We start from the raw sequence: 1352 nt of genomic DNA, 5'->3' as shown, positions 1-1352 counted from the left end.
AGATCGATCGTGGGAATCTGTGGCGGCGTGGTATCTACAACAATCTCGGTGGCCAGGGCCAAATTGTCCTCGGCGTCACTCACATTACCTGCCAGATCTTCCACTTCCGTCCACACCGTGTAGGTGCCGTCGGCCAGCGGTTCGACGGTAATTTCCCAGATTCCCAAGCCGTTCGTGGGATCACCGTCGCTCTCGTCGCTGTGGACGTAGGTTTGGCCCGCCAGCACGGGGCCGCTACCGTTGTCCACATAGAGACGCACACGGGCATTGGCCTCGGCCAGGCCGGTGAAGGCCGGAGTCGCAATCGACGTCGTACCATCACCCAAAATTCCTGTATCGGAGTAACTTGCCAAAGTGGGGGCCGTTGCGGCAGGCGGGGTGTAATCCACTGTGACCAACAGTTGTTCAGACTGAGCCACATTGCCCGCGGCATCCGTGGCCTCAATCGTGAGAACGTGAGGGCCTTCTGCGGGAATGTTGTACAGCGCTTCCACAAGGTTGAAGTCGATGGTCACCAACCCGAATCCGTCGGGCAGTCCGTCACTTCCCACATCGAATACTGCGTCGAAGACAAACGGACCAGCAATCACCGTATTGCCATCCTTGATGACGAACGTATTGCCCGGATCCGCCGATACCCGCAGGTCAACCACGCCCATGATCGGCAACTGTGAGGGGTCCCCAATGGTGACGTTATCTAAGTTGGACCAGCCGGTGTCATCGGCGTCTTGGAGATCGAGGGTCGGCCGCTGCGGGGCCGAGGTGTCAATAGTCAGACTCAGCGTGTCGGATTGACCGCTAATATTCCCCGCCTGATCTTCCACTTCTGCCCATACTGTGTATTGACCATCGGCCAGCGGTTCCACGGTGATTTCCCAGATTCCAAGTCCGTTGGTGGGATCCCCATCGCTTTCGTCGGAGTGAACGATGGTCCAACCTGCCAGCACCGGGCCGCTGCCGTCGTCTACATACAGGCGGACACGTGCATTGGCTTCGGCGAGACCGGTGAACGCAGGGGCCGATACATTGGTCGTGCCGTCACCGAGGATTCCCGAGTCGCTGTACGGCGCCAGGCTGATCGTGGCGGGGGCGGGAGCGGTGTAGTCGACTGACACCAGAAGCTGCTCAGATTGCGTGCGGTTGCCTGCGGCATCCGTCACTTCGATGGTCAAAGGATGGGGCCCCTCGGCAAGGTTGAGAGTGCGAATGGTTGACGGCGCTGCCAATGTGAACGAATCGATGACGACTTCGCCGTCTTTAATGACCGCGGTGGTGCCTACCTCGCCGGTGACACGGACATCCACGATCCCCGAACCCTGGGTCGGATCACCGATAGTCACGTTGTCCTTGTC

The 1352-nt window shown here is 59.5% G+C and carries 1 protein-coding gene; it reads right to left on the bottom strand.

Annotated features, from left to right (window positions below; all coding sequences use genetic code 11):
- A partial coding sequence (locus tag ABJK56_RS03825) for an Ig-like domain-containing protein (RefSeq protein WP_347243343.1) occupies nt 1-1352 on the bottom strand: 1352 nt, incomplete at both ends.

The sequence above is a fragment of the Thermogutta sp. genome, from assembly GCF_039793925.1.
Classification (GTDB): domain Bacteria; phylum Planctomycetota; class Planctomycetia; order Pirellulales; family Thermoguttaceae; genus Thermogutta.
Note: the sequence above shows the minus strand (reverse complement) of the source record. Positions and strands in the feature narration are given on the sequence as shown.